23 protein-coding genes are annotated in these 24,182 nt (G+C 51.6%); 6 read left to right on the top strand and 17 right to left on the bottom strand.

Features of this window, described 5'->3' with window-relative positions; translation table 11 throughout:
* Nucleotides 1-198: 198 nt before the first annotated feature.
* The 3 genes from ptsP to EKM91_RS00260 form a co-directional block, all read right to left on the bottom strand.
* Nucleotides 199-1,920, bottom strand: coding sequence for a phosphoenolpyruvate--protein phosphotransferase (ptsP, locus tag EKM91_RS00270; protein WP_125747913.1), 1,722 nt, complete (start codon nucleotides 1,918-1,920; stop codon nucleotides 199-201).
* A complete protein-coding gene (locus EKM91_RS00265; RefSeq protein ID WP_125747910.1) occupies nucleotides 1,920-2,186 on the bottom strand; it encodes a phosphocarrier protein HPr in 267 nt (88 codons plus the stop codon). Before EKM91_RS00265 ends, ptsP begins: the two co-directional genes overlap by 1 nt.
* A 101-nt stretch (nucleotides 2,187-2,287) precedes the next feature.
* Nucleotides 2,288-2,479 carry a hypothetical protein gene (locus EKM91_RS00260; protein ID WP_125747907.1) on the bottom strand — a complete coding sequence of 64 codons (192 nt, stop codon included), beginning with the start codon at nucleotides 2,477-2,479 and terminating at the stop codon, nucleotides 2,288-2,290.
* Between the two features lie 216 nt (nucleotides 2,480-2,695).
* On the opposite strand from EKM91_RS00260, the gene EKM91_RS00255 reads away from it, so the two are divergent.
* The 3 genes from EKM91_RS00255 (at nucleotide 2,696) to EKM91_RS00245 (ending at nucleotide 6,401) form a co-directional block, all read left to right on the top strand.
* Nucleotides 2,696-4,891, top strand: a complete 2,196-nt coding sequence (locus EKM91_RS00255) for an AAA family ATPase (RefSeq protein WP_164508401.1) — start codon at nucleotides 2,696-2,698, stop codon at nucleotides 4,889-4,891.
* 164 nt (nucleotides 4,892-5,055) lie between these two features.
* Nucleotides 5,056-5,352 carry a DUF1827 family protein gene (locus EKM91_RS00250; protein WP_125747901.1) on the top strand — a complete coding sequence of 99 codons (297 nt, stop codon included), beginning with the start codon at nucleotides 5,056-5,058 and terminating at the stop codon, nucleotides 5,350-5,352.
* 11 nt (nucleotides 5,353-5,363) lie between these two features.
* Entirely contained in the window at nucleotides 5,364-6,401 is a 1,038-nt protein-coding gene (locus EKM91_RS00245; protein WP_125747899.1) for a MucBP domain-containing protein, read from the top strand.
* 28 nt (nucleotides 6,402-6,429) lie between these two features.
* Here the strand turns inward: EKM91_RS00245 and EKM91_RS00240 are convergent, their stop codons facing one another.
* From EKM91_RS00240 to EKM91_RS00225, 4 genes are all read right to left on the bottom strand, one after another.
* The gene (locus tag EKM91_RS00240) at nucleotides 6,430-7,281 is read right to left on the bottom strand and encodes an enhanced serine sensitivity protein SseB C-terminal domain-containing protein (protein ID WP_125747895.1); all 852 of its coding nucleotides are present in this window, start codon (nucleotides 7,279-7,281) and stop codon (nucleotides 6,430-6,432) included.
* Between the two features lie 14 nt (nucleotides 7,282-7,295).
* Complete coding sequence (locus EKM91_RS00235) at nucleotides 7,296-8,873, bottom strand: peptide chain release factor 3 (RefSeq protein WP_125747892.1); 1,578 nt, start codon at nucleotides 8,871-8,873, stop codon at nucleotides 7,296-7,298.
* Nucleotides 8,874-8,976: 103 nt separating this feature from the next.
* Nucleotides 8,977-10,293 (bottom strand): hemolysin family protein, encoded by a 1,317-nt coding sequence (locus tag EKM91_RS00230; RefSeq protein ID WP_125747889.1) that lies wholly within the window; start codon nucleotides 10,291-10,293, stop codon nucleotides 8,977-8,979.
* Between the two features lie 43 nt (nucleotides 10,294-10,336).
* Nucleotides 10,337-10,804, bottom strand: a complete 468-nt coding sequence (locus EKM91_RS00225; protein ID WP_125747886.1) for a hypothetical protein — start codon at nucleotides 10,802-10,804, stop codon at nucleotides 10,337-10,339.
* Between the two features lie 152 nt (nucleotides 10,805-10,956).
* Here EKM91_RS00225 and EKM91_RS00220 point away from each other — a divergent pair, with 152 nt between their 5' ends.
* On the top strand, nucleotides 10,957-11,391 hold the full coding sequence (locus tag EKM91_RS00220; RefSeq protein ID WP_125747883.1) for a GNAT family N-acetyltransferase: 435 nt from the start codon (nucleotides 10,957-10,959) through the stop codon (nucleotides 11,389-11,391).
* A gap of 262 nt (nucleotides 11,392-11,653) precedes the next feature.
* Nucleotides 11,654-12,994 carry an enolase C-terminal domain-like protein gene (locus EKM91_RS00215; protein WP_125747879.1) on the top strand — a complete coding sequence of 447 codons (1,341 nt, stop codon included), beginning with the start codon at nucleotides 11,654-11,656 and terminating at the stop codon, nucleotides 12,992-12,994.
* A 161-nt stretch (nucleotides 12,995-13,155) separates the two neighbouring features.
* Here the strand turns inward: EKM91_RS00215 and EKM91_RS00210 are convergent, their stop codons facing one another.
* The 7 genes from EKM91_RS00210 to EKM91_RS00180 all read right to left on the bottom strand — a co-directional run bounded on the left by EKM91_RS00210 (nucleotide 13,156) and on the right by EKM91_RS00180 (nucleotide 19,973).
* Nucleotides 13,156-14,004, bottom strand: a complete 849-nt coding sequence (locus tag EKM91_RS00210) for an ATP-binding protein (protein ID WP_125747875.1) — start codon at nucleotides 14,002-14,004, stop codon at nucleotides 13,156-13,158.
* A 4-nt stretch (nucleotides 14,005-14,008) separates the two neighbouring features.
* The gene (locus EKM91_RS00205; RefSeq protein WP_125747872.1) at nucleotides 14,009-14,845 is read right to left on the bottom strand and encodes a hypothetical protein; all 837 of its coding nucleotides are present in this window, start codon (nucleotides 14,843-14,845) and stop codon (nucleotides 14,009-14,011) included.
* 125 nt (nucleotides 14,846-14,970) lie between these two features.
* Complete coding sequence (locus tag EKM91_RS00200; protein WP_164508400.1) at nucleotides 14,971-15,519, bottom strand: DUF805 domain-containing protein; 549 nt, start codon at nucleotides 15,517-15,519, stop codon at nucleotides 14,971-14,973.
* Nucleotides 15,520-15,645: 126 nt separating this feature from the next.
* The gene (garR, locus tag EKM91_RS00195) at nucleotides 15,646-16,542 is read right to left on the bottom strand and encodes a 2-hydroxy-3-oxopropionate reductase (RefSeq protein WP_125747867.1); all 897 of its coding nucleotides are present in this window, start codon (nucleotides 16,540-16,542) and stop codon (nucleotides 15,646-15,648) included.
* 6 nt (nucleotides 16,543-16,548) lie between these two features.
* The gene (locus EKM91_RS00190) at nucleotides 16,549-17,700 is read right to left on the bottom strand and encodes a glycerate kinase (RefSeq protein WP_125747864.1); all 1,152 of its coding nucleotides are present in this window, start codon (nucleotides 17,698-17,700) and stop codon (nucleotides 16,549-16,551) included.
* Between the two features lie 31 nt (nucleotides 17,701-17,731).
* Complete coding sequence (locus EKM91_RS00185; RefSeq protein WP_125747861.1) at nucleotides 17,732-18,640, bottom strand: dihydrodipicolinate synthase family protein; 909 nt, start codon at nucleotides 18,638-18,640, stop codon at nucleotides 17,732-17,734.
* A 10-nt stretch (nucleotides 18,641-18,650) separates the two neighbouring features.
* Complete coding sequence (locus tag EKM91_RS00180) at nucleotides 18,651-19,973, bottom strand: enolase C-terminal domain-like protein (RefSeq protein ID WP_125747858.1); 1,323 nt, start codon at nucleotides 19,971-19,973, stop codon at nucleotides 18,651-18,653.
* Nucleotides 19,974-20,152: 179 nt separating this feature from the next.
* Between EKM91_RS00180 and EKM91_RS00175 the strand changes: the two genes are divergently transcribed.
* Complete coding sequence (locus EKM91_RS00175; RefSeq protein ID WP_125747855.1) at nucleotides 20,153-21,283, top strand: CdaR family transcriptional regulator; 1,131 nt, start codon at nucleotides 20,153-20,155, stop codon at nucleotides 21,281-21,283.
* 73 nt (nucleotides 21,284-21,356) lie between these two features.
* On the opposite strand, the gene EKM91_RS00170 is transcribed toward EKM91_RS00175, so the two are convergent.
* From EKM91_RS00170 to ntdP, 3 genes are all read right to left on the bottom strand, one after another.
* Nucleotides 21,357-22,664 (bottom strand): SLC13 family permease, encoded by a 1,308-nt coding sequence (locus EKM91_RS00170; protein ID WP_125747852.1) that lies wholly within the window; start codon nucleotides 22,662-22,664, stop codon nucleotides 21,357-21,359.
* 237 nt (nucleotides 22,665-22,901) lie between these two features.
* Nucleotides 22,902-23,420 (bottom strand): hypothetical protein, encoded by a 519-nt coding sequence (locus EKM91_RS00165; RefSeq protein ID WP_125747849.1) that lies wholly within the window; start codon nucleotides 23,418-23,420, stop codon nucleotides 22,902-22,904.
* Between the two features lie 60 nt (nucleotides 23,421-23,480).
* On the bottom strand, nucleotides 23,481-24,017 hold the full coding sequence (ntdP, locus tag EKM91_RS00160; RefSeq protein WP_125747846.1) for a nucleoside tri-diphosphate phosphatase: 537 nt from the start codon (nucleotides 24,015-24,017) through the stop codon (nucleotides 23,481-23,483).
* Nucleotides 24,018-24,182 lie beyond the last annotated feature (165 nt).

The following is a 24,182-nucleotide window of genomic DNA, read 5'->3' as shown; positions in this document are numbered from 1 at the left end:
GCGTGAGAAACAAAAAACAGTGGGCGAGACATAAGTCACATAATCGCGTTCCATAAAGCAACGCCAAACAACACAAACGGCTTTGCACCGCGATTCAAAGTCCGAATCGGGGCGCAAAGCCGCTTGCGTTATTGGCTAAAACCGCTTTATGTCTCAGCCTCAAAAAAAGCTGAAGCGATCGCTTCAGCTTTTGAGGACTTACTTGGTATATTCTGCGACTAACTTTTGATTATCTTCATTGGTCACAGATTCGGTGATCGCCTTATCGGCTAAGGCCTTCATGTCGGCGGTGGACAGCTTCTTCATGAGGCTGCGTACTTTCAACACAGAAGTAGCAGACATGGAATATTCATCCAAGCCCATCCCTAATAACAGCGGAACCATGATCGGGTCGCCAGCGGCTTCCCCACACATACCCGCCCACTTGCCTTCGGCATGCGCAGAATCAATGACATGCTTGACTAAGCGCAAGATCGAAGGGTTATATGGCTGATACAAGTAAGAAACGTGCTCGTTGCCGCGATCAGCAGCCATCGTGTATTGGATCAAGTCGTTGGTGCCAATGGAGAAGAAATCAACATGCTTAGCAAATTGATCGGCCAAAACAGCTGCAGCCGGGATCTCCATCATCATGCCTAATTCGATATCATCCGCAACCTTGACGCCGTCAGCGATCAGCTTGGCTTTTTCTTCCAGGAAGATCGCCTTGGCCGCTTCAAATTCTGGCACAGTGGCGATCATCGGGAACATAATCCCTAACTTGCCAAAAGCCGAAGCACGCAACAAAGCGCGCAGCTGGGTGCGGAAGATGTCATCACGATCCAAAGAGATCCGGATCGCCCGATACCCTAAGAACGGGTTTTGTTCTTCAGGTAATGGCAAATAAGGCAAATGCTTGTCACCGCCGATGTCCATGGTGCGGACAACGACTTGCTTAGGGCTCATGGTCTCTAACACTTGCTTATAGGCTTCAAATTGATCGTCTTCAGTCGGCAGTTCCGCTGAGTCCATATATAAGAACTCAGAGCGGTACAAACCGATCGCTTCAGCACCGTTGGCCAAGACCCCATCGAGGTCTTTAGGAGTGCCGATGTTAGCGGCGATCGTGAAGTGCTTGCCGTCAGCCGTGACGGTCTTAGCGGTCTTCAATGTCGCCCATTCAGCCTTTTGTGCGGCATAATCAGCGGCTTCTTGCTTGGAAGCAGCCACTTGATCAGCCGTTGGCTCAACGGTCACATCGCCGGTCAAACCGTCAACAGTCAGCATTTGGCCTTCCTTGACGTCTGCGGTGATGCTTTGGGTCCCAACTACAGCTGGGATCTCCAATGACCGCGCCATGATCGCACTATGCGCGGTACGGCCGCCAATATCGGTGACAAACGCCTTGACATAGCGCTTGTTGAGCTGCGCCGTATCCGAAGGCGTCAGATCATGCGCAACGACGATCACTTCAGAGTCGATCAAAGCTGGGTTGGGTAATGCCCGCCCTAACAAATGAGCCAACACCCGAGTGTAAACGTCGCGAATATCTGCTGCGCGTTCTTGCATATAAGGGTTGTCGACCATCGCTTCAAACGTCGCGATGAAGGTGTCTGAAACCGTCTTCAAAGCAGCTTCTGCGTTGATGGCATCGTCTTTGATCTTGTTTTCGATGGCGCCGGTAAATTCTGGGTCAGCCAGGATCATCATGTGAGCATCGAACACCTGGGCTTCTTCTTCACCCAAGGATTCTGCCGCTTTGTCACGAATCAGCTTGAGTTCACTATTACTCTGCTCTAACGCAGAATGCAGGCGCTGGATCTCAGCGTCTGCATTTTCAATAGTACTCTGCTTGAATGACAAATCGGGCTGCACCAACATGTAGGCTTTCGCGGTTGCGATCCCATCACTTGCGGCGATCCCTTTGAGTTGCTTTGTCATTAGTCAGAGAGGCCTTCCTTCTTCATGGTTTCTTCGATGGCAGCGATGGCTTCTTTTTCGTCAGCGCCTTCAGCGGAAATCGTGACGTCAGCACCTTGGCCAACACCCAAGGACATAACGCCCATGATGGACTTCAGGTTAACGCTCTTGCCTTTGTATTCCAAGTTAATGTCGGCATTGAACTTGCTTGCAGCCTGTACCAATAGGGTTGCCGGGCGGGCGTGGATACCAGTTTCTGCAATAACATTAAATTCGCGTTTTTCCATGAGTAATCTGCTCCTTCGTCATTTAAAATCTATTTTGCAAATAGAATGGACACATTCTATCTCCTGTAAACCTTACCATTATTCCGTTTTCAGGACAAGTTTTAATTACCTTGTACGGATTGGTAATGATACTCGATGACCCCATTGCGCTTGGCTGTACCAACGATCTGTTCACGACGAGGATAATTGGTCCAGGCCGCGCGGAACGCATTGAATGTGTCCGGCGTGACTTCGATGTGGTCGAGCTCACCGGCACGCAACTGGTCCAACAGCTTGGTGTAGTCTGGTGTCAATTGCTTGCCCCCTTCCCTACTACAGGTTTACCATAGCATTAAGGGCGGCTTTGAGCAACACTAAAACGCCTTATAGCAAGGGGTGAGCACACTTTTTTAGCACTCTAGGCAAGAGAGTGCTTGCATTTTAAAAATACCCGTGTATACTGAGCTTTGGTCAGTGAAGGTCAAATCCAAGCGTGGCACTTTCGCCGCGTGTAGAAAGGTAGTGACAACATGCTGTGTGAAAACTGTCATCAAAATCCGGCCACGATCCACTTATATACCAGCGTCAATGGTAGCAAGCAAGAGATCAACCTGTGTCAGAATTGTTATCAACAGTTAAAGCAACAAGCAGGAGGCAATATGCAACCAACAAACGCAAACGATCCGTTCGGATTCAACAGCCTTGACGACATCTTCAAAGCCATGAGCCAAGGCATGCAATCCGACCCGCAGCAGCCGCAAACCCCGCCTACTCAATCTGGGCGCAACGGAGGCGGCGGTGGCAACCGTCGTAATGGTCAAGGCGGCGTGCTTGCCCAATTCGGCGTCAATTTGACTGCCAAAGCCAAAAACGGTGAAATCGATCCTGTGATCGGCCGCGATGCTGAAATCGCGCGGGTCATTGAGATCTTGAACCGGCGCACCAAAAACAACCCCGTGTTGATCGGGGAAGCTGGGGTCGGCAAAACCGCGGTGGTCGAAGGCTTAGCCTTAAAGATCGCTAATGGCGACGTTCCAGTCAAACTCCAAGAGCGGCAAGTGGTCCAACTCGATGTGGTGTCTTTAGTTCAAGGGACCGGTATCCGCGGCCAATTCGAGCAGCGCATGCAACAATTGCTCGACGAGCTCAAGCAAAATGACAATATTATCCTATTTATTGACGAGATCCACGAAATCGTCGGTGCTGGGAATGCTGAAGGCGGCATGGACGCCGGCAATGTTTTGAAGCCGGCATTGGCGCGCGGCGACTTGCAGCTGGTCGGCGCCACCACCAACAATGAATATCGGCAGATCGAAAAAGACGCGGCCTTAGCGCGGCGCCTGCAGCCGGTCACCGTGGATGAACCAAGCGTGGAAGAAACCGTGGCGATCCTGAAAGGGATCCAAAAGCGCTACGAAGACTTCCATCACGTTAAGTACACCCCAGAGGCCATCGATGCGGCGGTCACCTTGTCTAACCGCTACATCCAAGACCGCTTCTTACCAGATAAGGCCATCGACTTATTAGATGAAGCCGGTTCTAAGAAGAATTTGACGATCACCGTGGTCGACCCAAAGACCTTGGAAGATAAAAAAGCAGATGCTGAAAAACAAAAACAAGCCGCTTTGAAGCAAGAAGACTATGAAAAAGCCGCCTTTTACCGCGACCAAGTCAACAAGCTGGAAAAGATGCAAAAAGATCAAGCCGCATTGGATGATAAAGACATCCCGACTGTCACCGAAAAGGATATGGAACAGATCGTTGAACAAAAGACGAATATCCCGGTGGGTGAACTCAAGCAGCAAGAACAACAACAGCTCAAAGACTTGGCGCCGCATTTGGAAGCCCATGTCATTGGTCAAAATGACGCGGTGGATAAAATCGCCCGCGCGATCCGCCGCAACCGGATCGGCTTCAATAAGACCGGCCGCCCGATCGGCAGCTTCTTATTCGTCGGCCCTACCGGTGTCGGCAAGACGGAATTGGCCAAGCAATTAGCCAAAGAGCTGTTCGGCTCACAAGAGGCCATGATCCGCTTTGACATGTCTGAGTACATGGAAAAATTCAGTGTGTCTAAGCTCATCGGTTCCCCTCCTGGCTATGTCGGCTACGAAGAAGCAGGCCAATTGACGGAACAAGTACGGCGCAATCCGTACAGCTTGATCTTATTAGACGAAGTGGAAAAAGCGCACCCGGATGTCATGAACATGTTCTTGCAGATCCTGGATGATGGCCGCTTGACGGATAGCCAAGGCCGCACGGTGTCCTTCAAGGATACGATCATTATCATGACGTCTAACGCCGGCTCCACTGACGCTGAAGCTAATGTGGGCTTTGGCGCCAGCATCAAAGGCACCACCCACTCGGTATTGGATCAGTTAGGCAACTACTTCAAGCCGGAATTTCTCAACCGGTTCGACGATATTGTTGAATTCAAGCCGTTGAGTAAAGAAGACTTGATGCAAATCGTCGGGTTGATGATCGATGACACCAACGCCAACATCCACGACCAAGGCCTCAATATCCATGTCACAGAGCCAGTTAAGGAAAAGTTGGTCAAACTCGGTTATAATCCTGCCATGGGCGCTCGCCCATTGCGGCGGGTGATCCAAGAACAAATCGAAGATCGCGTCGCTGATTTTTATCTCGATCATCCAAAGGCCACCGCGCTTGAAGCCCGGATCGCCAATGGTGAAATCGCCATCTCCGAAAAAACTGCAGAATAGTCGCGCCACTGCGGTTTGCCGCTGCGCCCATCATCAAACATGGGCGCAGCGGCTTTTTTTGCGCAGGCACACTTACTTTTTGTGGTCTTAGGCGCGCTTGTCTATAGCGGTTTGAACGCGCTTCATCTATAATGGAATTAGAATAGATAAAGGGGGACGATCGTATGCGGTTGATCGATATTACGAACAGCTACCCGCATTTGGTAGCCGAACAGTTGGCACACACAGACACGCAGTACTTGAAAGTCTATTCCTTAGGCAGCACGACCGTGGTTTACTCACGCGCAAAAACGCATGATGAGTTGTTGTTCACTAACGACACCCGCAATATCCAAGATGCGGAGCTCGAATTTGCATTAGCCAAACTATGCGGTGCCGCTTTAGCCTCAGTGACGGTGGTGCGCGGGCCAAAACTGGCCGAGATCACCTTGCATACCAAACAACCTGCCACTGAGTCTTGATCGGAGTCGCTATGAGTTTTTTCTCCCGCATTAAAACCTGGCTGCGTCCGACTGCAGCCAAATCACAACCCAAGCAGCCGCGTCCGCCTAAAAAGCCCGCGGCTGTACATACCTCACCTGCCCCCAAACCGCTTGCCCCGGCCACAGGCGCCGTTGACAGCCAAGTGCATGTGGTCGTGTCTTATCTGGATACCAGCACCCATCAGGCGCTGCTGCCGCCGGCGCAACTCGTGGGGCATCCAGGTGATGCTTTGCCCATCGCCTGGCGCGTCGTTGCCGGCTATGTTTTGACTGAGATCAAAGGCTTCACCCAAGTCTTCCCGAAAAATAACCAAGTGATCGTTTGCGGCTATTCCGCACGCGTGGCCGGTCCGGTGGTCGTTTATCACCGCGACACCCATGGCCGGCTATTGCAAGCGCCTGAGCTGTTGACTGGCGTGATCAATCAAGTTTACACCGCCCATGCTTTAAGTCAGTTCAAAGCCGCCGTCGTCGGCCCTGCCGACCAAACGGGCACGTTTTCCCCGATCAGCCAGCGCTTGAAATTCATCTATCAACTGACCCCCTTAGAAGCTGGTGCGTTACCAGATGCCACGTACATCGAATTGTTGGCGCCCAAAACCGTGTTTGCTGAGCCATTAAGTGAAGTGTCTTTGCCGACGAAGCTGCCGCGCCACACGTATTGGCAAGTCTACGCGGTGATGCGTGATCCCAATACTCACACGGTGTGGCTGAATGTCGGCGGCAATCAGTGGCTGACCGCCGAAAACACCCGCGATCACGCCCATAACCCGTTCTTACCAGATCCGACCCCGCTGGCCTTGCCGCACAGCTTGTTTACCAGCACTGAAACCCCACTCCGCTTAACCGGCATCACCATTGGCGAAGCCACGCGCTGGAGTGCCCCTTATGCAACGATCAAACCCGCCCGTTTAGCCGCTAACACGGCCGTTAAACTGACGGCTTTGGCGACGCTGAGCAATGGTTCTCGGTGGTATCGGCTGGCAGACGGCGATTATGTGCTCGCGACATTCATTACGCTGACTTAAAAAAAAAGCCATCACCTGATGGCTTTTTTTATTTGGCATAAAACGGCACGGCGCCATCGATGGCGCCGGCTAATTCATCGCTATAAGGCGCGATGGTCAAGCCCAGTTCGCTGTCAGCCAAGTACTCATTGGCGATCACGGTCAATTCATCGAAGAATTGATCATGGTCGTCACGCTCAGGCAAGTCCAAGATCAAGAAAAAGGATTGATTCTCGCCCATCGTCAACGTCCGCATCCAAGCACGATTGACATGCCCATCCGCCACAAACTTATCGACTAACGCTTCTAACAAGCCGTCTGGCGCCTTTTGGCCGTCGCCGACATGCACCGGCTGATCGGCTTGTTCTTGGCGCTGTTGGGCTTGTTTGGCTAAATCAACCACCGCATCCGAATCCAAGGTGATGTTGTCTTCGAAGGGATTGATCACTAAGCCTTGAACGGCATCATTGCCGCCCACTAATTGCACCAATTCCTTGAAGTTCACGACGACGCCGCGGCTTTGATCGACTGTGGCTTGGTTGCCGCTTTCTTGCCATTGCGCCAGCAGAGTCGACGCGGCTTGCCAATCAGTGAAAAACGGTTGGAAAGTCTTCTCATCGGCGCCAGTCAACAGTGGAAAGCGGACTTCAGTGCCTTCAGCCAATTGCATATGTCCGGCGTCATCCACAGCCAGCTGGTCATCGCTAAGCGCGAAGGTGATCAAGTTGGCCCGTTCGATCAACTCTTCTAAAAATGCGCTCATGTTGGCGTCGCTTTTTTCGATGGTGGCAGTGCGCCATAGCGCCAACAAGTCATCATTGGTCACTTGATGGACCGGATCGACCCCTGCTTCATGCTCGGATTGGTCATCGTTATTCTTACCAAAATTAAAAATTCCCACGGTATTGCCTCCTTTTAAAGCTTTGCCGTCAAGCGCACATCCGGATATTTATCCGCAAACCAGCGCTGGGCATATTGGTTTTCAAATAGGAACAAGGGCTCGTCATGAATATCTTTGACCAATAAATTACGCGAACTCGACATTTTTTCATCCAGTTGCGCCGGATCGATCCACCGCGCCACGCGGCTGCCGATCGGCGTCATCACGACTTCAGAATTATATTCATTTTGCATCCGGAACTTAAAGACTTCAAACTGCAATTGCCCCACAGCGCCTAAGATGTAATCATTCGTGCTGTATGTCCGGTACAATTGCACCGCCCCTTCTTGCACCAGTTGCTGCATCCCTTTATGGAAGGACTTTTGCTTCATCACGTTTTTGGCGGTGACGCGCATGAACAATTCCGGGGTGAACTGCGGTAAGGCTTCGTAGACGACTTTTTGCTTGCCGGCATAGATCGTATCGCCGATCTGAAAGTTCCCTGTATCATATAAGCCCACGATATCCCCGGCTACCGCGGTTTGTACCGCCTCACGGGCATCGGACATGAATTCTGTGGCGTTGTTCAAGCGAATGGTCTTGCCGGTGCGGGCTAAGGTGACATCCATGCCGCGGTCAAACTCACCGGCACCGATGCGCACAAAGGCAATGCGATCGCGATGCTGCGGGTTCATATTGGCTTGGATCTTGAACACGAAGCCGGAAAAGTCATTAGCAGTCGGGCTCAACTCGCTGCCGTCTTGCAATTGGTGCGGGCCAGGGGCTGGCGCCATGTCGACGAAATGCTTCAAAAATGTCTCCACGCCAAAATTCGTCAAAGCACTGCCAAAAAATACCGGTGTTTGCTCCCCTGCCATGATCTTCTTCAGGTCATATTGGTTGCCGGCGTCATTGAGTAATTCAATATCGTCGAGGGTATCGCGGTAGATCGATTCATTGACTAAAGGTTCGCTGGCGGCTAATTGGCCATTGGCATCTAAAGGCAAGAAACGGTCGCCGGCTTCGTTTTCGCGGTAGAGTTCCACTTGGTGGTCCACCCGGTCATACAACCCGACTAAGCCCTTGCCCATGCCCATTGGCCAGTTCATCGCATAGCCTTCGATCCCCAGCAATTCTTCTAATTCAGCGATCAGATCCAAAGGTTCGCGCCCGTCACGGTCTAATTTGTTCATAAAGGTGAAGATCGGGATGCCGCGTTTTTTGACGACTTTAAATAACTTCTTAGTCTGCGCTTCAATCCCTTTGGCCGCGTCGATCACCATCACGGCAGCATCAACAGCCATCAAGGTCCGATACGTATCTTCAGAGAAGTCTTCATGCCCTGGGGTGTCCAAGATGTTGATGCGCTTGCCTGCGTAATTGAACTGCATCACCGAACTGGTGACGGAGATCCCGCGCTGCTTTTCGATCGCCATCCAGTCAGACTTGGCAAAATGCCCTGACTTTTTCGCCTTAACGGTACCGGCTTCGCGGATCACACCGCCAAACAGCAGCAGTTGCTCGGTGATCGTAGTTTTCCCGGCATCAGGGTGAGAGATGATGGCAAACGTGCGGCGTTTGGCGACCGCAGCTTTCAATTCTTGTGATTTCATGACGTGTCCTTTCAAAAACGGTGCTGTTCATATTAAAAAGCCTCGAAGACCGGGCTTCGAGACTTGGTCAATGTACTATTATAAAGAACTCACCGGCTGACGTCTACTCAGTTTTTACTGGGGGCAGTTGAACATGGACATTCACCAGCCGCGAACCTTCCATTTTGCCGGTGGTCATGGTCATCCCTGACGCCAGCGTCAATACTTCCGGCTTGTAGCTGGTCGGGATCACCCCGAGTTGGTCGATCACATAACCGGCGACGGTATCCACATCATCAGCGGCCAGCTGCGTATGAAACGCATCGTTAAAATCTGAGATCGGCATGCGCCCGGAAACCAAATAAGTCCGGTCATCAAGTTTAGTATACGGGACGGCGGCACGATCGCTTTCATCATCGATATCGCCGACGATTTCTTCGATCAGATCTTCAATCGTGACCAGCCCCACGATCCCGCCGTACTCATCCAGTAAAATCGCCATTTGCTGGTGTTGCACGCGCATTTCCGTTAACAGATCATCAGCAGAGATGGTTTCTGGTACAAACAGCGGCTTGGTCATCACCGCTTCCAAGCGCACATTGGCAAAGCCCACGGTACGCGCTTTTTTCAGGAGGTTCTTGATATGCACGATGCCGATCACATGATCTTTGTCGCCGTGATACACCGGGATGCGCGAATACACTTGATCTAAGATCGCATCGATGGCTTCAGCATCCGGCTGATCCGCATCGATCATGAACGCGTCGGTGCGCGGCACCATTACTTCGCGCGCCATTTTGGTATCTAAGCCGATCACGCCGGCCATCATCTCATATTCATCGCGATCCAACGCCCCAGATTGGCGGCCGGATTGCAACACCGCCACCATTTCATCGCGGGTCATTTGGTTGGCTTGGTGATCAAACTTCAATGGCGTGATCGCCATCAACGCTTTGGTCGACAAGGACAAAAACCACACAAATGGCCGCATCGCCACGCTTAGCCAACTGATCGGCGTGACCGCAAATTTGGCCACTGGCTCAGTGCGCGCCAAGGCCAGCTGCTTGGGGTATAATTCGCCAAACACCAAAGACACATATGACAACGCGATCGTCACCAACAATACCGCGACTTCATGCGCCCAAGCGGCTGGCCCAAAAACCGGTGCCAGTTTGTCAGCCAGCGTCGTCGCCGCCGTAGCTGAAGCAAAGAAGCCGGCAAACGTGATCCCGACTTGGATCGTGGCTAAAAAATGCGCCGAGTTTTGCCGGATCGCCAACAGCTTGGCGGCTTTTTTGTCGCCTTTTTGCGCTTGCGCATCAAGCTTGCTGCGGCTTAAGGACACCACGGCAATTTCTGCCGCGGCAAAAAACGCATTGACCAGCGTCAATACGATGATCAAAATCAGCTGGCCCCATATTGATCCATCAGGGTCACCCATACACAACACAGCCTTTCGTGATTACTCTCTTAAGTATAGCACATCAGGCGGTGTAACCTGTTGCCACGACCTGGCGAATGTAAGCCGCCACCACCGGGTCTTGCACCTGGATCTCCACTTGGTGGGCGCTGACTTTAAGCGTTAGAGCCTCGCCAGTGGCTTCAAACACACTCACACCAGGAGCTTGAAATTGCGCATGCGCTTGGTTGAGCATCGCAAAGAAGTTCGGCACGCGCTTAGGCAGGGTGAAATCAACCGCCACCACCGTCGCATCAGGATCTCGATAAACGCTTTGGGTAAAGGCGTCAAAGCTGGTCACATCAAAATCGCCAAGTTGTTGCAGCTGGGCTTTTTGACGGTCAAATTCATCGATCACCGTGTCTAAACTGGTGTGGGTCAGGTTGCTGATGCTGATCAAGTTGCCGACCACCATTTCATGGTAGTCATTGTGGTGATGGCTCAAATATTGGGTGACGGCTTCAAAGCCGCGGGGTTGGATCGTATCGGTCATAAATTCATCCTCCTGAAAGATTTCTATCATAATAATCTAATCTTTTTCATTGTCATTTGCAATCTTTATCTGGTGATCTGGCAGAGATTTCCGTTCATCTGATTGGTTCCATGTTATAATATGGGCAAATTCATGAGAAACTGGTGACTATTATGGAAATCAAAACCACCACCCATCTCGACTCCGCCACTTATCAAGATGCCTTGACGATCCGCCAAAACGTGTTCGTGCGCGAACAAGGCGTCGATCCGGCTTTAGAAGTCGATGCCAACGAAGATAAAGCGACTTATTTTGTTGCTTATGAAGCAGGCTTGGCTGTTGGTTGCGCCCGCTTGCTGCCAGAACCATACGGCTACCATGTGCAGCGCGTGGCCGTTGAAAAGGCTTTTCGCCATCGCGGCGTGGGCAAGGCGCTGATGGAAGCGATGCGGGTGTTTGCCGAAGAAGTCGGCGTACATGAACTGCGCTTAGGCGCACAAGTGCAAGCTTTGGGGTTTTATAAGGCGTTAGGTTATACGCCTACTGCCAAACCCGAGTTTACAGAAGCCGGGATCCAACATCGCGAAATGCATTTGCCTTTGGCGTAACCAAACGCCGATCACGTGACCAGTCATCTTTGGCTAGGCGCATGCTTTCATGACCAAAGCGACTGGGGACCGCGATTCTAATTATGGATCGTGGCGCCTAGGCGCTTTTTTGGCGGGGCGAAAACCGCATAGTGGTGCCAACCGTCGCTGTCAATAGTTTCTGGAACACTTTTGGCGCATGAAGTATAGCCTGTAGGCGCTTACGCCTGCTTGTGATGTACTTTACAATGTAAGGGTAAACTTATGGAAAGAAGGACTCTTCATGGGACCAAAAGTAAAAACAATGGAAGTATTTCCAGTTGCCGGTTATGACAGTATGACGTTAACGCTGTCTGGCTGCCACTCGCCTTACTTTACCCGCAACATCGTCGTGTTGACCGATGACGCCGGCCACACTGGCATCGGCGAGATCCACGGCGGTGAATACACGCGCCAACAATTGGAAAGTTATATCCCGCACGTGGTGGGTCAACCGATCACTGATTATCGCCGCGTGGTCAATCAGCTGCGCCATCTCAACGGTAAAAAAGCCGATGATACTGGTGAAGGCATCCAAGGCCTGGATATCAGCCAATTGAAGTATGTCGTCCAATCTGAAACTGCGGTCGAATGCGCCTTGATGGATCTGCTCGGCAAATTCTTAGAATTGCCAGTAGCCGCCTTGTTAGGCGATGGCATCCAGCGGCGCGATGTCGAGTTCTTAGGTTATTTGTTCTATATTGAAGATACCCACAAAACCGATTTGCCTTACTTACAAGACGACGACGATTCTGATGATTGGGGCAAGCTGCGGCGCTTGCCGGCGATGACGCCAAAAGCGATCGTCAAAGAAGCCAAAGCGGCCCAAAACCGTTACGGTTTTAAGAACTTCAAGCTCAAAGGCGGCGTTTTAGACCCGGAATTGGAAATGCAAACGGTCAAAGCCTTGCATGACGCCTTCCCAGCGGCGCACATCAATATCGATCCTAACGGCGCTTGGTCTGAAGCGACGGCGATCGCTTTGGTCAACAAATATAAAGCCGCGGTCACTTACATGGAAGATCCTTGTGGCCCAGAAAACGGCTACTCTGGCCGCGAAACGCTATCTGAATTCAAACAAGCCACCCATGTCCCAGTGGCCACCAACATGATCGCCACCGACTGGCGGCAGTTCCAGCACGCCTCTGCTTTAAAGTCAGTCGACATTGTCTTAGCCGATCCGCATTTTTGGGGGTTGCATGGGAGCATTCGCATGGCCCAACTCCTCAATGATTGGGGCATGACTTGGGGGTCACATTCCAACAACCACTTTGATATTACCTTAGCCACTTACGCGCAAGTCGCCGCTGCTGCGCCTGGTCATATCACCCCTGTGGATACCCACTACATCTGGCAAGACGGCCAAGGCCTCTTGAAGCAATCCCCTGAGATCCGCGACGGGCACATCCATGTTTCTGACGCGCCCGGTTTAGGGGTTGAAATCGACATGGACAAGCTTCATGCGGCCAATGACTTGTACAAAAAAATCGATCCAATGTACTACGATCGCGACGATGCGCGGAGTATGCAATATTTGATCCCAGGCTGGCAATATGATTCTAAAAAGCCGGCATTGGTGCGGTGATCCAGCCGCAAAACAGCGGTACCGAGTTTTCGGTACCGCTGTTTTTTTGCGTGCGTATGAGTGTCATTTTCAATGCAAGAAGCGTCCATTGCACGCCTGTTGGGAAAGCGCCCGTCAGAATGGCTGCGAATCATGATGCGAAGATGTTTATAAAATGACGGTTACGGCAACTCTTGCCGAAATTGCAGCGTCACCGTAAACCACCCTACCTCTGCAGACAAGCGCAATTGGCCATTCAGCGACACCATCAACGCCTGAACAATACTCAACCCTAATCCGCTGCTGTCTTGTCGGGCCAAGTCACCGGTGTAAAAGCGTTCAGTCAAACGCCAAACATCCGGCAGCGGCCCCGCAACTTGGTTGGCAAATGTGATCACGGCATGCTCAGCATCAGGCTGTTTCACAGTCACCCGCAGCTGCCCGGCGGCGTATTTAAGCCAGTTGCCGATCAAGTTTTGCAAAATGCGCTGCAGCCGTCTGGGATCACTGGTCCAAGACAGCTTTTCCGTTAACGCACTGAGATCCAAGCTGAGGTGATGCGCACTCAGCTCGTCATAGGCCGCAAACAATTCGGTTTTCACCACTTGGGTGAGATCGACGACGGCAAAATCCGGCCCTTGCGCCTGTTGTTGCAACTGCGTATAGTCGGCTAAATGCTGCAAATAATAGCTCACACTGGTTAACTGATGAGCGACATGTTGCACCTGCTGGTCCTTGGGTGCGGCTTGTTGCCTTAAGCGCTGCGCTTGTTGCTGGCGGGTGCTCACAAACACCGCGGTGATCCGCCCCGTCATGTTGATGCTATGGCCTAAGCGCAACTCCGCACCATTGGGAGTTTGTAAGAATTGCTTGCTAAAGCTGGTGATCACTCGCCGGCCGGTCCATGGCCAACGGGTCTTGCTATGCCACACCAACAGCTGCAAAAGATCCCCTTGGGCTAAAACCCCACGGGGATCTAAGGCGATGCCAGCAGCCACCCCATAAAGTGCCGCATCAAAGGCTTCAGCCATCCGCTCACGCCTCCCACCGCATTTTTTCGGGAAAATGTTCGCGGTATTGTTGGCGCAAGCGGGTCGTGGTCGTGGCAATATCGACGATCGGCACGGCCAGCTGGCGGCGCTGATTGCGATTGGCCATCACTTCCCAAGTCAATTCCCGGTGGTATTGCACATCATCCAACCGACTTTGATCAGCCCGCCGCCCGCTGACTATCGGCAGCGGCCGCGTCAACCAGCGGTAGCGCACGTCTTGCAATTGCATCAACACCGCTAGCGGCGCCACGCCGATTTTGACCAAAGCTTGGTGGCAAGTTTGCGCCAGTTGCTGCTGCAGCGTCGCCAACGCATGCCGGGTGTGAGCGTCATAGCCGGCTAAAACGCGTTGGGTCTGTGCTTGCCATTGCGCCAGCGGCAGTTGGCCTTTTTCCCAAGCTTGCGTCAATTGTGCCAACCGGGCTTGGTCTTTGGCCCATTTTGCCCCGGTCAATTGCCGCTTGCCCAGCCAGGTGCGCAGCTTTTGGGCCATCGCCGTCCGGGCTTGCGCCGGCAGTTTTTTGGCCGGGTTGGCCAGTTGGGGCTGTTCAAATACGTATACCAGTTGACTGTTGCCGCTTAAACTCAGCCGATCACCGACGTTGACCCGCTTAGGCAATTTCACCAAGGCAGCTTCATACTGCACCCAGATCATTTGCCCAGGGGCGCTTACGGGTTGGCCTTGGGCGTCTTGAAACTCGTCAAACGCCATTAATAACAGCGGTAATTGCTTGATCTCGCCAGTGTCCATCAAGACCGTCTTCACCCCCGCATCAACGATCCACCCTGCCCCTTTTAGGCGGTTTATCGTGCTCGCCAAAGCGACCACCTCCTTTTGTTTCCAGTGTACCGACAGGGGTAGCAAAAGGAAAATATTTTGGCGCAACAAAAGTGACCAGACAGCATCGCCAAAGCGTGCTGCCAAGCTACAATCGCTTTTGGGTCTCAGTAAAGCGCCTCCTGGTCACTGACTGGCGGCAACGGTTTGCTCGGCAAAACGGTGATCACAAAATTCACCACGGTCAAGGCGATGATGCTCACCGACAACAGCACACTTACGCTGCCATGAACGATATCCATGGCCAAACCCGCAACCAACAAGAGCAGTTGGATCCCAGCATAAACGCTCCAATGGATCCCGGCATCGCGATAACGCCGCACCCCTAGGGTCAATGACGGGATCAAAGTGCCAAAAGCCAAGACGAACAGCAAAAAGATCAGCACGATCAAAACCGTGATCTGGCCGCCATGCAGCTCAGGCGATGTCCCGGTTTTGAACCGGGCAAACGACCCAAACGCCGACAGCAGCAACCCGCCAAGCACCAAAATTGAAAATACGACCCGCCATAACTGGAACCACCAATATTCACCGCGGGTACTGCGGCCGGTGAAGTTAACATAGTTGGCAAAAAACGCCCATAACGCGCCGATCCCGCCAAAACCATAGTAGCGATTATGCGTTTGTGCCCATAATTCTTGATCTGGTGTCTTCATCTTGATCCCTCCTTTTCCCCGCTTTAAAGATATCATGAATCCGCTTTTATCCCAACGAACAGATTTGTCACGCCCCAAAAAAAAGCAGGTGCGCCGCAAACGGCTCACCTGCTTCACGACTTAAAATTACTTTTGTAACTTCAAGTTGTTGATGTTTTCATAGTATTCTGCGATCGCGCTGTGGTCTTCTTTTTCGTGACCGTATGTCTTCAAAGATTGTAAGATTTCCATGGCTTCAGCGGTGAATGGCGTGGAAACATTGATGTCATGCGCAGTATCCAAGGCATTTTGCAGATCCTTGATGTGCAATTCGACCCGGAAACCAGGTTCGAAGTTGCCGCTGAAGATCTTGTTGGATTTTTGATCCATGACGACAGAACCTGCTAAGCCAGTGCGGATCGCCTTGTAAACAGATTCTGGATCAACGCCGGCCTTCTTAGCCAAAGAATAAGCTTCAGAAATCGCCGCGATGTTGATCGCCACGATCATTTGGTTAGCCAACTTGGTAATGTTGCCGGCGCCATAAACGGTGTCGACCAAGTTGACGTCGCCGCCCATGGTTTCAAGTAATGGCTTGTATTCATCGAAGGTCTTTTGCGGGCCGCCGACCATGATGGCGATCGTGCCGTCAATGGCTTTTGGTTCGCCGCCAGAAACTGGCGCATCCAAGAACTCAACGCCCATTTCGCCTAAGCGCTTAGCAAATGATTGCGAAGCCTTTGGCGCGATCGAAGACATATCGATGACCGCCTTGCCTTTAGACAAGCCAGCGGCGATCCCGTTGTCAGCAAACAGTGCGGCTTCAACGTTAGGAGAGTTTGGCAGCATGGTAACTACCACTTGGGTCTTTTCGGCAACATCCTTGCCGCTTTCACCACGTTCTGCCCCAGCAGCGACGACTTCGTCAACTGCTTTTTGGTTAAAGTCAAAGGCCACCACACCATAACCAGCCTTTAACACGTTCTTGGCCATGGGCTTGCCCATGATCCCTAATCCAACGAAACCTACTTTGTACTTAGCCATAATCTATTACTCACCTTTCTTTTTTAACATGAAAATCCGCATCGCAGTCTCGCCTGCGATCGTAAGGTTCTGTGCGGTATTGGCGATCGCTTCTGCCAGCGATTGCGGGCGATTGCCGATCGCCAATACCACGTCGATCCCAGCGGCATAAACCGGTGCCAGATCATCGGCGTGCGCGCCGACCAAGGCGACCACCGGCAAGCCAAAACGTTTAGCGGCTTTGGCGATCCCTACCGGCGCTTTGCCATTAGCAGATTGCGCATCCATTTGTCCTTCGCCAGTAATGACGTAATCAGCGTGAGCCAACTGTTCATCCAACCGCAATAACTTCAAGATATGGTCGATACCTTGATACATCTCGGTGTGACAAAATGCCATCAGCCCAGCCCCTAATCCGCCAGCTGCCCCAGCGCCAGGCCGGTCAGCCACGGCAATGCCAGTGGCTTGTTCAACCAACTGGGCATAATGCCTCAGCCACCCGTCAACGCGCGGGATCGCCCCGTCAGTCAAGCCTTTTTGCGGTCCGTAAATCGCCGCTGCACCTTGAGGGCCGACTAATGGGTTGGTCACGTCAGACAAGATCTTGATCGTCACCTGCGCCACCCCTGGGACCATGTGGCTGGTATCGATATGGGCCAACTTAGCCAATCCTTCGGCACCACACGGAATTGCTTCCCCATTTGCATCAGTAAATTCAACGCCTAAAGCCTTGGCCATGCCAACGCCGCCATCGGTAGTGGCAGAACCGCCTAAGCCTAAATAGATCGCGGTAGCGCCTTGGGCGATCGCTTGTTGGATCAACTCGCCGACGCCAAATGTGGAAGCGCGCAAAGCGTCTGCCGGGTCTTGGCTGGTCAGCGTGATCCCGCTGGCCTGCGCCATTTCAACCACTGCGGTATGGTCATCTAACATCCCGAATTCAGCTTGGACCTGTTCGCCTAAGGGGCCGGTCACGGTCCGTTTCAACACCTGCCCGTGTAACGCCGTGGTCAGCGCCGCTACCGTACCTTCACCGCCATCGGCGATCGGCACTTGGGTGATGTGCGCTTCAGGATCGACTTTGGCGATCCCTGACGCCACGTGTTGCTCAGCTTGAAGACTCGAGGCACTGCCCTTGAACGAATCGATGGCAACGACGACATGTCGCGCATGCTTCATTGTGGACGCCTCCTTCCAACCGGCAGACTATCTATTTCAGATAGCCACCGTCTTTCATCGCCTGCTTCATCTTCTCGAGTACTGGACCAGTCGTGGCTTCAGTCGGCAAGACACTAGGACCGACATCCATCCCCATCAAGTTCGCCATATCCTTAGTCGCAGCTGGGAAGCTGGCAGCATCTTGAGATTGGCGAATCGGGTTGAGCTTGAATTGGTTAGCCAAGGCCCCTTTTAAGTCGCCGGCGACAAACTTGTCGTAGATCCCAGCGACTAATTCGGTGTACATGTTGGCCGTCGAGCATACCGCACCAGCAGCCCCCACAGCCAAGCCAGGAAAGACGATCGTGTCTTTGCCGGCCATGGCTTTGAAGTTGATGTCTTGCGTGCGGCGGATCAATTCTTCCAGCTTGGTGACATTGCCGCTGGATTCCTTGATGCCGATAATATTATCTACATCATGAGCCAACTTCACGATCAAGTCGTCGCTCATGGTGTAACCGGCCCGGCCAGGATTACTATACAACAACATCTTGGTGTTTGGCACGGCTTCAGCGATCGTCTTGAAGTGACGATACAAGGAGGCTTCAGTCGGTTGAATGAACATCGGCTGCAACACAGAAATCGCTTCAACATCTAATTTGGCGGCGCGCTTAGCCAATGCCACCGCTTGTTTGGTGCGAATGTGACCGATGCCAAAGAATACCGGCACTTGCCCTTTGGCTTCATCCAAAATCGCTTGCGTCGCAGCGAGCATTTCATCATCAGAAAACATGTAAAATTCACTGTTTGACCCAAACGCCAAGATGCCATGCACCCCGCCATCGATGACATGCCGCGTCATCCACTTGAGTTTGGGAATATCGATGTTTTCGTCTTTGTCGACTGGGGTCAAAATCGGAACGATAATGCCCTTGATGCGCGATGTATCAAATTCAGTCATAATGTGCCTCCTAACGCACGAGTGCTGGCTTTTTCGGATCGAATTGCCAACCAGGGATCAAATACTGCATTTGCTTGGCATCATCCCGACCGCCAAGCGCCTTTTCTTCATACAGCTTGTGCGCTGCGGCCAGTTTCTCGTGGTCCAATTCAACGCCTAAGCCGACTTTATTGACGGTGATCTCACCATTAACAATCTTGGGACTTTCTTTGCATAGGCCTTGGCCATCTTGCCAGATCCAATGCGTATCTGCCGCATTGACGCGGCCAGGAGCAGCAGCCGCCGCATTGGCGACCATCGCCAAGGAAATGTCAAAGTGGTTGTTGGAGTGCACGCCCCAAGTCAAGTCGAGGTCATTGCACAATTGCGCCACACGCACAGACCCTTGCATGGTCCAAAAATGCGGATCCGCTAACGGAATCGAAACTGAATCCAAACGCAAAGCCGCTTTCATTTCCCGCCAATCCGTGGCGATCATATTCGTCGCAGTCGGCAAATCGGTTTGGCGATGGAATTCTGCCATCACTTCACGTCCGGAAAAGCGCCCTTCAGCCCCGCACGGATCTTCGACATAAGTCAAGATGCCTTGCATGCCGCGGCATAACCGCACCGCTTCATCCAACGACCATGACCCATTAGGATCAAGGGTGATACGAGCATTAGGGAAGGCTTGCTTCAAGGCCTTGATGGCTTTGATCTCTTCATCCCCTGGCAAAACGCCGCCTTTGAGCTTGAAATCTTGGAAGCCATAGCGGTCATGCGCCGCTTGGGCTTGTTTGACGATCGCTTCTGGCGTCAGTGCTTCTTGGCGGCGGATGCGGCCCCAAGCATCGGAATCGTCATCATGATCGATGTATGGCAAGTCGGTTTTGCCTTTATCGCCAACATAGAATAAGTAACCTAAGAACTTCACTTGTTCACGCACTTGGCCATCGCCGAGCAATGCGGCCACTGGCACATTGAAGTGCTTGCCCAACAAGTCAAGCAATGGGGTTTCGACCCCGGTCATCACATGCACGGTCGTCCGCAGATCAAAGGTCTGTGCCCCGCGACCGCCTTTATCCAGGCCTTGATACTTATCATGGATCGCCTTGACGATATTTTTATACTGACCTAGCGGCTGGCCTACGACCATCGGCTTCACTTCTTCAAGGATCTTGCGAATCTTTTCACCACCAGGCACTTCGCCGATGCCTTCGTTGCCGTCGGAATCTTCTAGCACCACGACATTACGAGTGAAGTACGGGCCGTGCGCACCGCTTAAATTCAAAAGCATGCTGTCATAGCCGGCGACCGGTACGACATCCATTTTAGTGATTGTAGGTACTGTCATGTTTTTCCCTCCGATTGTTTACGCTTCGAAAGCCCTTAACTATGCTTCCAGTATATGTTCAAAGGTGCGCATAGTGAATATGCTATTCACTGAATTAATCCGCTAATTTTAGCAAAAAAATGTTCTTTGTACTATTTTGTTAAAGCGCTATACTGAACTCGTACAAAGGAGGGCGCAAAATGAAACTTGAACCTAAAATTGCCAATACGATCGTCGATAGTCTAAAAGATATCATTCACTATGAGATCAACTTGTTTGATACGACTGGCACGATCATCGCCAGCACAGATGCCAAGCGCGTCGGCACCTTCCATGATGGGGCGCTGAAAGTGGTCAAACAGCGCCAACCGGTTGTCATCACCAGCGACGACGAATTCCACGGCGCCCGGCGCGGGACGAATCTGCCGATCTTGTTCAATGAATCTGTTGTCGGCGTGATCGGGATCACCGGTGCCCCTGAAGACGTCGCCCCTTTAGGCAACATCATCAAAAAAATGACTGAAATCCTGATCCGGGAAAACTGGAGCCAAATGACCCGCTACAATCGTCAAAACAACTTTGACACCTTGGTGGGCCAGCTGATCACCCGCGAACACGACCATTCATTGATCAACTACTTAATGACGGTGTTAGAAGTCGACGCAGATTGTCCGCGCCGTGTCTTAGTGGGGCGGTTTATCCCCACGACTGATGCTCACCCCAGTTTTTCAGAGCTTGCTGAGCTGTTGCCGAAATACCTCGCCAAATACCCTAACAGCTTTTATGCCATCGCCAACTCACAGCTGTGCTTGATCTTGGAAGATGGGCCAACGCACACTGACAGCCGCTTGCTCAGCGGCATTCAAGCTGAGGTCCAGCAGAACTTCGAACAACCCTTCACGATCGGCATTGGCCGCACAGTAACCAACATCGACGATTACTGGCTCAGTTATCAAGATGCCGCCGCAGTCGCTTCATGGCAGCAATTCACCAATAAAGCGGCGATCCGCAAGTACTCTGATTTGGATATCGAATTAGTTTTAGCCGCGATCCCCCAAGATCGGGCCAGTGATTTCTTGCATTCCGTCTTACAAAAGATCCCGCAAGCCGAGCTGGGTGAATTCAAGCAAGTACTGAACGCTTACGTCAACAACAACGGCAGCATTATCCACGGGGCAGCAGAATTGTTTATTCATAAAAACACCTTTCAAAACAAACTCAACCGCATCCACAGCGTCACCGGGTATAACCCCCGGGAGCTGAAAGACTTTGTCGTGTTGTACTTAGCCTTTTTACTCGACGATTACCAAGGCTTTATCAAAGCCAAATGAAGCCGCTGCTGCGTTGAGACACAAAAAAATGAGCCGTTTGCGGCTCATTTTTTTTGCTTCATTCAATTCACAATCAACGGAAGGTGCCGAGCAAGAAGCCGCCGGCGACCCAAACCACGTTCAAGACCCATAGTTTCGGGAACGTATACTTCACATACGTCGACAGGTCCATCCCGTCGGAAAGTTCCGTTGCCACATAGATCTGTGGCTGTGCCACTGGCGAAATCATGGCCCCAAAGTTCATGAACAACGTCGCCACCACGATTTCTGGTGCCACGCCATACTTGGAAGAAAAGGCGGCCACGATCGGTACCAAAGCATAGTACCAAGTATCGTTGGTGAACAACAGCATCAATGGTGTGGAGAACAGTGCGATGATGAGGTAGACATATGGCCCCACAGCAGTTGGGATGACGGCCATCAACGTCTTGACCATCGCGTCCAGCATGCCGCTATATTGCATGACCCCAACAACGACCCCAGATAAGAGGACGGCTGGTGTGACTGGCCACAGTTTGGCGTAATACTTTTGCGCTAACTTGTCTTGTTGCTTCAAGTTCGGGTAGTTCATCATCATCCCGATCACCAACCCAATGGCGAAGACGAAGTAGTTCGGGATCTGTTGGAACAGCATCAAGGTGATAATGATGATGACCGTTAAGATCAAGTTTGGTACGAACAGCTTTGGCCGCGACAACTCAGTGTCTTTGATCATGCCTAACAATTCATTGACATCGACTTTTTCACCGGCTTCAGCCGCATTCTTCTTGGTACGAATGCCTAAGTAAATCGCGTAAACCAGTAAGATCGCCAGCAAGATCCCTTGCATTGGCAGCAGCTTCACGAATAAGTAAGAAGCCGCATTGTTGCGGGTCAATAAACTTGCAGAGCGTAAGATCCGCGGGTTCCATGGGGTGTTGCACATCAACAGGATCGAAACGGAGCACAGAAACGGCATGATCCGCGTATCCACATGAAACTTCTTATATAGCGGTAACAGTAACGGGATCGTGATCAGATAAACGGATAAAACCGAACCATCAAGTTCACACACACAGGCGATGATCACGGTCAATGCGGTCAACACCGGTGCTGCCACTTTGACCCGCTTGAGGATGAACTTCACGATGTAATCAAACATCCCGGTATCACTTTGCATGGAGAAATATGGTAGCGAGAATAACATCAGTAAGGCGATTTCGTATGTTTTCAGGATCCCTTTGGAAACGTAACCCCCGATTTGCGCCAAGTTGGCGCCGACCAGTAAGGCCGCGACCACCGGGATGACCGTAAAGCAAAAGATCGTTGATACTTTTTTCTTGAGCAGCAACACGGTGATGATGATCATCATCGCAAAGCCGACTAAGGCTAAATAGCTCATATTGCAACCTCCCATTGTGGATGAATGAACAAATAATAGCTGGTACATAGTTAAGGGTTTTTACAAGTATCAGTATAGGTGAGGACAAGCCGGTGATTAAGATGCGGCAAACCACAATTCATGAGTAATACTGAGCAAAAAAATATTACGCATACCAGTGACGAAATTCACAATGCAAAAAAAGGTGGCTGCGTTTTTTTACGCAACCACCGTTTTACCCTGAGCTAGCAGGCTTTTTCAGTCAAATTCATCATAGCCGGTCAACTGCTCCAAGTTGATATATAAAATATGGCGCACCTGGGTCACCTGTTCGTCAGCGAGCAGATATTGCTCTAAATAATACGGCTGATCGGTTTGCCCAATGTGATTAGGCAATGGGAAACCGGCTTTTTCGAGTTTTTCCAGGCCCTTCATATAAGTCGTTGCCACCGGCAGCATGCTCAGTACCGCGTTAGCCTCTTCTGCCACGACCCCGCTTTGCCCTTTGGCCAAGTGCAGTTTTTCCAAGCCTGCTGGTGCTTGGGCATTTGGGCCTAAAACACTGCCGATCCAATACTGAAAAGCCCCATAAGGGTTGAAGATCAGCAAATAGGTGCGGTTGGGCTGGCTGGTTTGGGCATCTAACGCCGCAAAGTACCCGGCTTGTTCAAATTCTTCCCAACAAGCGGCAAACGTGCCTTGCTGATCCAGGTCTTCTGGGGTGTATACACGGCCGATGAAACTTTGCTCTGGTTGGTCGATCAATTCTGTCATCATGTTTTCCTTTCTATAACCAATCAAAAAGCCAGGCAAACACCTGGCTTTTTGTGCGCGGGTCTACACCCGGTGGGAGAGTTGCAAGTAACGGTTGTACCACAAGTCGATATAAGCCTGTGAAAATGGGCCTTTACCATGATTGATCCAGTCGACTAAGACTTTGACATTGGCTTTTAAGATCCGGTCAGTGGTTTGAGGATACTGCCACTTGCGCCGGTGCGCCTCATATTCGTCGACGTCTAACAGGCGCTTTTCCCCGTCTGGGAACACCTTGACGTCAAGATCATAGTCGATATACTTCAACGCCTCTTGATCCATGGTATACGGGGTCGCGAGGTTGCAATAATACGACACGCCGCCTTCTCTGATCATTGCGATCACGTTGAACCAGTAATGCTTGTGAAAATATATGATCGCCGGCTCGCGGGTCAACCACCGCCGGCCATCGCTTTCGGTCACTAAGGTGTGATCGTTACAACCGATCAATGCATCTTCGCTGGTCTTGAGTACCATCGTGTCTCGCCACGTGCGGTGCAGGCTACCGTCATGCTTGTAGCTTTGGATGGCGAACGAATCGCCTTCTTTAGGTATCCGCATACTAAACCAGCTTCCTATTGATCTGTACGCCATAAGTATAACAAAAAACCGTGCCTGAACCAACACGGTTTTATGCACTGGCGCCTGACCTCACTGGCGCTTGGAAAAATGGTCCAGCACTTTAACGCCAAACCCGACCTGCCAGCAATAATAACACTCTAAAGG

The sequence above is a fragment of the Lacticaseibacillus baoqingensis genome (assembly GCF_003946165.1).
In the GTDB taxonomy this organism is placed as follows: domain Bacteria; phylum Bacillota; class Bacilli; order Lactobacillales; family Lactobacillaceae; genus Lacticaseibacillus; species Lacticaseibacillus baoqingensis.
The sequence above is the reverse complement of the archived record's forward strand: the minus strand, read 5'-3'. Positions and strand labels throughout refer to the sequence as shown.

Excerpts from the sequence above, each read along its gene's own strand:
- ptsP (WP_125747913.1), bottom strand. The coding sequence starts at position 1,920 with ATGACAAAGCAACTCAAAGGGATCGCCGCAAGTGATGGGATCGCAACC.
- EKM91_RS00265 (WP_125747910.1), bottom strand. The coding sequence starts at position 2,186 with ATGGAAAAACGCGAATTTAATGTTATTGCAGAAACTGGTATCCACGCC.
- EKM91_RS00255 (WP_164508401.1), top strand. The coding sequence starts at position 2,696 with ATGCTGTGTGAAAACTGTCATCAAAATCCGGCCACGATCCACTTATAT.
- EKM91_RS00250 (WP_125747901.1), top strand. The coding sequence starts at position 5,056 with ATGCGGTTGATCGATATTACGAACAGCTACCCGCATTTGGTAGCCGAA.
- EKM91_RS00245 (WP_125747899.1), top strand. The coding sequence starts at position 5,364 with ATGAGTTTTTTCTCCCGCATTAAAACCTGGCTGCGTCCGACTGCAGCC.
- EKM91_RS00235 (WP_125747892.1), bottom strand. The coding sequence starts at position 8,873 with ATGAAATCACAAGAATTGAAAGCTGCGGTCGCCAAACGCCGCACGTTT.
- EKM91_RS00230 (WP_125747889.1), bottom strand. The coding sequence starts at position 10,293 with ATGGGTGACCCTGATGGATCAATATGGGGCCAGCTGATTTTGATCATC.
- EKM91_RS00225 (WP_125747886.1), bottom strand. The coding sequence starts at position 10,804 with ATGACCGATACGATCCAACCCCGCGGCTTTGAAGCCGTCACCCAATAT.
- EKM91_RS00220 (WP_125747883.1), top strand. The coding sequence starts at position 10,957 with ATGGAAATCAAAACCACCACCCATCTCGACTCCGCCACTTATCAAGAT.
- EKM91_RS00215 (WP_125747879.1), top strand. The coding sequence starts at position 11,654 with ATGGGACCAAAAGTAAAAACAATGGAAGTATTTCCAGTTGCCGGTTAT.
- EKM91_RS00210 (WP_125747875.1), bottom strand. The coding sequence starts at position 14,004 with ATGGCTGAAGCCTTTGATGCGGCACTTTATGGGGTGGCTGCTGGCATC.
- EKM91_RS00200 (WP_164508400.1), bottom strand. The coding sequence starts at position 15,519 with ATGAAGACACCAGATCAAGAATTATGGGCACAAACGCATAATCGCTAC.
- garR (WP_125747867.1), bottom strand. The coding sequence starts at position 16,542 with ATGGCTAAGTACAAAGTAGGTTTCGTTGGATTAGGGATCATGGGCAAG.
- EKM91_RS00190 (WP_125747864.1), bottom strand. The coding sequence starts at position 17,700 with ATGAAGCATGCGCGACATGTCGTCGTTGCCATCGATTCGTTCAAGGGC.
- EKM91_RS00185 (WP_125747861.1), bottom strand. The coding sequence starts at position 18,640 with ATGACTGAATTTGATACATCGCGCATCAAGGGCATTATCGTTCCGATT.
- EKM91_RS00180 (WP_125747858.1), bottom strand. The coding sequence starts at position 19,973 with ATGACAGTACCTACAATCACTAAAATGGATGTCGTACCGGTCGCCGGC.
- EKM91_RS00175 (WP_125747855.1), top strand. The coding sequence starts at position 20,153 with ATGAAACTTGAACCTAAAATTGCCAATACGATCGTCGATAGTCTAAAA.
- EKM91_RS00170 (WP_125747852.1), bottom strand. The coding sequence starts at position 22,664 with ATGAGCTATTTAGCCTTAGTCGGCTTTGCGATGATGATCATCATCACC.
- EKM91_RS00165 (WP_125747849.1), bottom strand. The coding sequence starts at position 23,420 with ATGATGACAGAATTGATCGACCAACCAGAGCAAAGTTTCATCGGCCGT.
- ntdP (WP_125747846.1), bottom strand. The coding sequence starts at position 24,017 with ATGCGGATACCTAAAGAAGGCGATTCGTTCGCCATCCAAAGCTACAAG.